We start from the raw sequence: 7364 nt of genomic DNA, 5'->3' as shown, positions 1-7364 counted from the left end.
CATTGTCCCCTTTGGAATTATTATTTAGGGGTGACAACTATCCTGCCATAGGGGGGAATGGCAGAATTCTATGAATAATATAACCCGTCAAAAACCAGTGAAAGAAGTCATGACCGTCACCGCTAAGGAGCGATTGACCCCGCACTATATTCGTATTTATCTTACTGGTCATCCTGACACGATTGCTAATATTGCGACCATGACTATCGGGGTAAACAATAAAGTCGCCATACCAATTGATAAATCCCAACCGCTCAATCTAGAGGATAAGTCCAGTTTTGTGATTCGAACCTATACCCACCGCGGCGTAGATATTGAAAGACAACAAATCTGGATTGATTTTGTCGCTCATGGTGATGAAGCACCCGCTTCGGGGTGGGCAACTCATGCCAAAGTTGGTGACGAGCTTGGGGTGATGATGAGGCCTAAGAATAAAGCGTTATTTCCAGTAGCAGATCAATTTTTATTGGTTGGCGATGCCACGGCTATCCCTGTGCTTGGGGCGATACTTGACAGTCTGCCGAGTAGCGCGACTGGGCAATGTATCATCGAAGTTCATGGTGAAAAAGACGAACAAGTTTTACCCACGTCAGCTAATATTGCAATGACGTGGTTACATAACCCGCATCCTATGCAGGGCAGTCAACTCGCTGCTGTGGTTAAGACGCTTACGCTACCAAGTTCAGAAAACAGCCGTTTTGCTTATATTGCTAGTGAGTTTTCATCAGTTAAAGCCATTCGTCAGTATCTAAAAGGTGAACTGGGGTGGTTAAAAGACGAGCTATACGCCTTTTCATATTGGAAATCAGGCTTTGCTGAAGACCAATCTGCGAGTGATCGACGTGCAGAAAAAGAGGCAGACTAAAATAGAAAAATGATAGTAAATAGACGAGAAAGATTGGTTCCCATAACTCTTTTTTGACCAACAGCTATAGCAACTATAAACCACTGTGAAACCGTTAAATTTTCCAGGTAAGTCAAGGCGCGGCAACTTTTGCCAGAATGACGCATAAGAGGCATGATAAATACAGTAAGTCGCATTGATAAGTAAAACAGACAGGATCAAATATAATTTATTTTATTCACCCTGTTCAAGATCTTCTAGTATTGCGCACTCTGCGTTTTCATCACCTGAGCAATGATCAGCAGAAATCTGTAATAAGCTCACCATATCTTGCAATTGAGCTATTTTTTGTTTCAAAGTTGCGATATGTTGCAGTGTCAATTGTTTAACATCAGCACTCTGCCGATCTGTATTTTTCCGCAAATCAAGCAACTCTTTCATCTGTTTGGACGAAAAACCTAAATCGCGAGCCTGTTTTAAAAAGCATAAGCCTTTTATATCTTGTTTAGAGTACATTCGATAACCTGAATTCGAGCGCTTTGCGGCATCAAGCAACCCGATCTGTTCATAATAGCGGATCATTTTGGGAGAGATTCCTGATTGCTCTGACGCTTGACCGATATTCATAACTTTCCTCCTGATATAAAAAGAGTTAAAGCCAAATGACTACTTTGAATCGCGACTTTAACCCTATCTTAATACAATCTATGCTTTAATCATTGGCACCTGAAAATACTTTAAGCGAAAGGCATTACCTAGCACAAAAACAGAGGATAGGGCCATTGCTCCTGCAGCAAAAATAGGTGACAACAAAATTCCAAACGCTGGATATAAAACCCCTGCGGCAATTGGAATTAAAGCAATGTTATAGAAAAATGCCCAAAATAGATTTTGTCGAATATTTTTGATAGTTGCTTTACTTAAAGCAATCGCATTAGGGACACCTTGTAGACTACCTGACATCAACACAACGTCTGCGGCTTCAATCGCCACATCTGTCCCTGTCCCAATCGCTAGACCGACATCAGCTTGGGCTAGCGCAGGCGCATCATTAATACCATCGCCAACAAAAGCCACGCGACCATACTGTTGTTGCAGTTGACGTATCGCATCTACTTTTCCATCAGGCAACACTTCTGCGATCACTTGATCAATATGTAATTTTGCTGCAATTGCTTGGGCGGTATGCCGATTGTCGCCTGTAATCATTGCCACTTTTAAGCCCAATTGATGTAAACCTGCAATAGCGGCATAAGTGGTATCTTTAATAGGGTCTGCAACGGCAATAATGGCGGCTAGCTTTTGGTCAATCGCGACATAAAGTGGGGTTTTACCTTCTTGTCCTAAGCGTGCAGCCTCGTTTTCAAAAGGTGTAACATCAAGCTCTAATTGCTTCATATAACGATCAGCACCAATATGAATGGTTTGACCTGCCACTTCCGCTTTAATTCCAAATCCCGTCACAGACTCAAAGTTGGTAATCGGTAATAAGCTGATATTTTGTTGTTCTGCAGCCTGAACAATGGCTACGGCAATGGGATGTTCAGATTTTGCCTCAACCGATGCCACAATACGCAAGACTTGCTCATGTTGAAACCCTTGTTGGACATGAAAATCCGTTAAAGTTGGTTTACCTTCGGTCAAGGTGCCGGTTTTATCGACTGCAATGACCTTAACTTCCTGTAGAGCTTGCAACGCTTCACCTTTACGAAATAACACGCCCATTTCTGCACCGCGACCTGTACCGACCATAATAGACGTAGGGGTTGCCAATCCCATTGCACAGGGACAAGCAATAATTAAGACGGCAACGGCGTTGACAAGACTAAATGTCAAAGCAGGTTCAGGACCAAAAATAAACCAGACTATAAAAGTCAGAGCGGCTAAGAGCATGACCATGGGGACAAACCACATCGTGACTTTATCAACCAATGCCTGAATCGGTAATTTAGATCCTTGAGCCTGTTCAACCATGCGAATGATTTGTGCCAATACCGAAGATTCTCCGATAGCCGTTGCCCGAAAATTCAAAGTTCCATTTTGATTGACCGTCCCTCCTACCACTTGATCGCCCACTTGTTTTTTGACAGGAATGGGTTCACCTGTAATCATGGATTCATCAATATAGCTTTGACCTTCAATAACTTCACCATCAACAGGAACACGCTCACCGGGACGAATCTCAACGATCGTTTCTGTGGTCACTTCTGCAATCGTTACTTCCACCACTTGTCCGTTATGGTGAACACGCGCTGTTTTTGCTTGCATACCAACTAAGTGTTGAATGGCTTGAGAGGTACGTCCTTTGGCTTTTGCCTCAAAATAACGCCCTAATAAAATTAAGCTCACAATCACAGCGGCCGCTTCATAATACACATTCACGGTGCCCTCGGGTAGAACTTGTGGAATAAATGTTGCAATGAGAGAAAAGCTATAAGCCGCCAGTGTTCCAACCGCCACCAATGAGTTCATATCTGGGGCAAAACGCCATAATGCCGGAATACCTTTTTGATAAAAACGTCGGCCTGGAAAGATGAGTACCAGTGTAGTCAAAACAAATTGAATCAGCCAGCTTTGTTGCGTGCCGATATTGTCCATGACCCACATATGAAAAGCTGGAATCATATGTGATCCCATTTCTAGAATAAAAACAGGCATGGCTAAAATTAAAGAGATCATTAAATCTCGTTTCAGCTGTTGCTGTTCCGTGGCTTTTTTATCCTGTTGAACACTCACACTTTGTTCAATCTGCTTAGCTGTGTATCCCGCTTTTTTAACGGCTTGAATCAAATCGCTGCTCTGTACTTGAGCGTTGCCTTGTACCCATGCGCGTTCAGTAGCAAGGTTGACGTTTGCTTGTTGTACGCCCTCAACTTTTTTTAATGCTTTTTCTACCCGTCCAACACAGGAAGCACAAGTCATACCTTCTATCGACAGCTCAATCGGCTGAGATGCCAAGATCTTATAACCGGCTCGTTCTACGGCTTTGGTTACTGCGATAAGGTCTAAAGGTTGAGATGAGGAAATCATGGCTTTTTCAGTCGCAAGATTCACCTCAGCATTTTCAACACCTTCAACTTTTTTTAATGCTTTTTCTACTCGTCCCACACATGAAGCACAAGTCATACCCTCAATGGGCAATGTCTCACTATAAAGATAAGACTTACTATTTTCTGAATTCATAACAGCCTCTATCATGTTCAATCTATTATCAACAGCATATAGGTTGACATCATGGTAAGGTCAAGTATATTTTTTCAAAAATGTGTTTGACCTTACCATTATGACAAGGCTTAAGCTTAGTGATGAAATAAAACTTATTTGGAGAAAGGGTATGAAACTATTGATTGCAAATATGAACTGTGGCGGTTGTGCCCGTGGTGTGACAGCAGCTATTCAGAATATCGACTCAAAGGCCAAGGTTAAGATTGATTTAGCAGCCAAAGTGGTCAGTATCGAAACCATCGCCAGTATTGAGCAGATGACAGCTGCTTTAGCAAAAGGCGGTTTCCCTGCACAAGCGCAATGAATCAGCCTTATAAACGCGCAGCCTATCTGTTTGACAGAAAGGACGATGGGCTGAATCACATCTGAAAATATTGACCAGTTGAAAAAAATCTGACATGGGCAACTGCATCTTAGTGATGCGTTTGCCCCGCGCCTTTGGTTATAGGTCTACTTTTAATGATAAAAAGTGGACAGTGTTATCAAAATGAATACTTTATCTATGACACGAGTTATCGGCAAGCGCATGCAATATTCCGCAGGATTCAGCTAGCGCTTCACTTGCGCATTTTTGCCGCAACGCTAGTAGATGTTGCTTTAATTGTATCAGCTCTTCCATACGTGTCTCTACCGCATCGATATGCTCATCCAATAGCACATTGACCTCACCGCAGTTTTCATCAGGTTTATCTCTATATTGAAGCAGGGTTCGTACTTCATCCAAAGTCATATCGAGCGTACGGCAGTGCAGGATAAATTGTAGACGCTCAAAATGCGCTTCATTATACAAACGATAGTTGCCTTGGCTACGCGCAGGTTTTGGTAATAACCTCTCTTTCTCATAATAGCGAATGGTTTCGACCGTCGCACCGGTGCGCGTGGCAAGCTCACCAATTTTGATTAGCATGTGTATCTCCTTAAATAGTATTTTCTATTATCTAAACAATAAAGTAACTATAAGGTTTGCTGATAAAAAATCAAACCTCTTTATCGTTAAAAGTCTTGACCCTAAAGTTACTATAGGGTTCATACTGCCTTTAACAAGAGGAGAAGTGATTATGCAATATCATATTGAAGGTATGGACTGTGCCAGTTGTGTTGGTAAAATCGAGCGGGCGTTAATGCGAATACCTGGTGTCTCTGAGGTTCAGTTAAACTTTGCGACTCAAAAGCTAGAGCTAACCTTGGCGCCTGATACGAATACTGGCGTTAAAGATATCGAGAAAACCATTAAAAGCCTAGGGTTTGGTGTGTCAGCGTTAACGGGTCAACAAAATGAGAGGGGCAATGATGGTAATCAATCAGCGGTGGACAATCAGCGCTGGTGGCAAACCATAAAAGGCAAACAGGTCATTGGTACGGGGCTTTTGATGGGTGCCGCATATGTATTGTCTTTAATTTTCCCTGAATATGGCGCATGGGCTTTTATTGCCGCTGTGGCTATCGGTGTCCTACCATTTGCTCGCAAAGCTTCTGCACTGGCGTTAGCAGGATCGCCTTTTTCAATTGAAATGCTCATGTCTGTTGCGGCTATTGGCGCGCTTATCATAGGTGAAGCTGAAGAAGCGGCTGCCGTGGTCTTTTTATTCTCGGTTGGGGAGCTATTAGAGAGTGTCGCAGCTAATCGTGCGCGCGCAGGAATCAGAGCATTATCGTCGCTTGTACCAAAGACAGCTATTTTACTGGACGCGCAAGGACAACAACGTCAGGTGGCAGCGACTTCACTACAAGTGAATGATAAGGTGCTTGTGCGTCCTGGTGATAGAGTCTCTGCTGATGGCGTGATTGTTCAAGGTACGTCTAGCCTTGATGAGTCACCTGTGACGGGAGAATCTGTTCCTGTTGCCAAAACCATAGGCGATGAGGTCTTTGCTGGATCTATCAACGTTGATGGGGTACTACAAATACGCGTAGAAAAAACAGCGGCAGATAATACAATTGCTCGTATTATTGAGCTTGTGGAGCGGGCACAAGCGTCCAAAGCACCGACTGCACGCTTTATTGAAACCTTTAGCCGCTACTATACGCCTATCGTTATGGCGATTGCGGCTTTAGTGATTATTATCCCACCTCTACTGATGGGAGCAGAATGGGGAGTATGGCTATACCGTGGTTTAGCGCTATTACTGATCGCCTGTCCTTGTGCTCTTGTGCTGTCAACACCTGCCGCTATTGCCTCAGGTTTGGCTGTCGGCACGCGCCATGGACTGCTTATCAAAGGAGGTAATGTCATGGAGTTGGTGGGTCAGGTCAACACTGTCGCTTTTGATAAAACGGGTACTTTGACCGAGGGCAAACCTCGAGTAACCGATATCATTGATTTTAAAACAGTACATGGCGATGCTGAGGGTCGCGATAAACTACTGTCACTGTTTGCAAGTGTCGATGCTACCTCCAGTCATCCGCTTGCTATCGCTATTGTGGATCATGCCAAAGCCGCTAAGGTAGTCATACCTGGATCCTCCAACGCCTTTGCGACCGCAGGTAAAGCGGTTCATGCAACGGTTGCTGGACGCTCTTTGGCCATCGGCTCACCAGTCTACGTCGCTGAGAAAGTGATGTTGCCAGCTGAGCAGCAGATTCAAATTGAGATGCTACAAAATGATGGTAAAACGGTTTCTATTTTGTTTGATGAGCAAACGAGGGAGGCGCTCGGATTGGTCGCTCTACGTGATGAGTTACGAGAGGATGCAAAGCAGGCCATTGCCCAGCTTAACAAGATGAACGTGCGCTCCGTCATGCTCACAGGTGACAACAGTCGTACGGCAAAAGCGCTTGCCAGTCAGTTAGATATAGAGTGGAAAGCTGAGCTGTTACCTGAAGACAAGCTACGTCTACTCAGTGAGATGCAAAGCAATAGTAAAATAGCGATGATTGGTGATGGTATCAATGATGCACCCGCTTTGGCAGCGGCAGACATTGGCATTGCGATGGGCAGTGGCACGGATGTGGCTATCGAAACGGCTGATATTGCCCTATTAAAAAGCCGCGTGATAGACGTTGCTAACCTTATTGCCTTATCCCGCGCCACCATGAGAAATATCCATCAAAATGTCATATTTGCACTTGGGTTAAAGGGCATATTTCTGATAACCACTGTGCTCGGCGTGACAGGGCTTTGGATTGCTGTGCTAGCGGATACTGGTGCTACAGTACTGGTGACGCTGAATGCATTGCGTTTACTGCGTTTTAAAACAAGATCTTCCGATTAATTATCATTAAAGGATAAGGCGGTCGCAACTACATTGGGACCGTTTTATTAAACCTATCTCCTGCCTACAAGCAGTCAATGCAC

At 44.0% G+C, this 7364-nt stretch carries 6 protein-coding genes; 3 read left to right on the top strand and 3 right to left on the bottom strand.

What is annotated here, in order from left to right; genetic code table 11:
* Nucleotides 1-70: 70 nt before the first annotated feature.
* On the top strand, nucleotides 71-865 hold the full coding sequence (locus tag JFC07_RS04025) for a siderophore-interacting protein (protein ID WP_198328188.1): 795 nt from the start codon (nucleotides 71-73) through the stop codon (nucleotides 863-865).
* A 213-nt stretch (nucleotides 866-1078) separates the two neighbouring features.
* Here the strand turns inward: JFC07_RS04025 and cueR are convergent, their stop codons facing one another.
* Nucleotides 1079-1471, bottom strand: coding sequence for a Cu(I)-responsive transcriptional regulator (gene cueR, locus JFC07_RS04020; RefSeq protein ID WP_191692463.1), 393 nt, complete (start codon nucleotides 1469-1471; stop codon nucleotides 1079-1081).
* A 78-nt stretch (nucleotides 1472-1549) separates the two neighbouring features.
* Complete coding sequence (locus tag JFC07_RS04015; protein WP_198328185.1) at nucleotides 1550-4027, bottom strand: heavy metal translocating P-type ATPase; 2478 nt, start codon at nucleotides 4025-4027, stop codon at nucleotides 1550-1552.
* Nucleotides 4028-4178: 151 nt separating this feature from the next.
* Here JFC07_RS04015 and JFC07_RS04010 point away from each other — a divergent pair, with 151 nt between their 5' ends.
* The gene (locus JFC07_RS04010) at nucleotides 4179-4373 is read left to right on the top strand and encodes a heavy-metal-associated domain-containing protein (RefSeq protein WP_025646094.1); all 195 of its coding nucleotides are present in this window, start codon (nucleotides 4179-4181) and stop codon (nucleotides 4371-4373) included.
* Between the two features lie 192 nt (nucleotides 4374-4565).
* On the opposite strand, the gene cadR is transcribed toward JFC07_RS04010, so the two are convergent.
* Complete coding sequence (gene cadR / locus JFC07_RS04005) at nucleotides 4566-4976, bottom strand: Cd(II)/Pb(II)-responsive transcriptional regulator (protein WP_068406859.1); 411 nt, start codon at nucleotides 4974-4976, stop codon at nucleotides 4566-4568.
* A gap of 151 nt (nucleotides 4977-5127) precedes the next feature.
* On the opposite strand from cadR, the gene JFC07_RS04000 reads away from it, so the two are divergent.
* On the top strand, nucleotides 5128-7281 hold the full coding sequence (locus tag JFC07_RS04000; RefSeq protein ID WP_191692465.1) for a heavy metal translocating P-type ATPase: 2154 nt from the start codon (nucleotides 5128-5130) through the stop codon (nucleotides 7279-7281).
* The last annotated feature ends 83 nt before the right edge of the window (nucleotides 7282-7364 follow it).

The organism is Psychrobacter faecalis, from assembly GCF_016107575.1.
Lineage (GTDB): Bacteria > Pseudomonadota > Gammaproteobacteria > Pseudomonadales > Moraxellaceae > Psychrobacter > Psychrobacter faecalis.
This window is presented reverse-complemented; position numbering and strand designations above follow the sequence as displayed.